This window comes from Mesorhizobium sp. WSM4814 (genome assembly GCF_055811595.1).
Map to the genome: position 1 here is coordinate 1 of NZ_JBVVQT010000080.1, position 593 is coordinate 593.

The 593-nt window shown below is 64.4% G+C and carries 1 protein-coding gene; it reads left to right on the top strand.

All coding sequences use genetic code 11. From position 1 onward, the window contains the following. Window positions 1-593, top strand: a 593-nt coding sequence (locus AC0L2V_RS32240; protein ID WP_473522194.1) for a chorismate synthase, incomplete at both ends; no start/stop codon positions are given.

The window sequence follows — 593 nt, forward strand, 5'->3', positions numbered from 1 at the left end:
GTGGCGGCCGGAGCCTTGGCCCGCAAGGTCGTGCCCGGCATGATCGTGCGCGGCGCAATGGTGTCGATGGGGGAAAAATCGATCGACCGCGCCAACTGGAACTGGAATTTCGTTGGCGACGCCGAAAATCCATTCTTCACGCCCGATCCGGCATCGGTCGCCGTCTTCACCGCGTATCTTGACGGCATCCGCAAGGCGGGTTCCTCGGTCGGCGCGGTAATCGAGATCGTCGCCGACGGCGTTCCGGCAGGCCTGGGCGCGCCGATCTACGCCAAGCTCGACCAGGACATTGCCTCGGGCCTGATGTCGATCAATGCCGTCAAGGGTGTCGAGATCGGCAACGGCTTCGAGGCCGCCCGCATCACCGGCGAAGAAAATGCCGACGAGATGCGTATCGGCAATGACGGCAAGCCGGTCTTCCTGTCCAACAATGCCGGCGGCATCCTCGGCGGCATCTCGACCGGCCAGGCGATCGTCGCGCGCTTCGCCGTCAAGCCGACCTCGTCGATCCTGACCCCGCGAAAGTCGATCGACAAGGACGGCAACGACGTCGAGATCATGACCAAGGGCCGCCACGATCCGTGCGTCGGCAT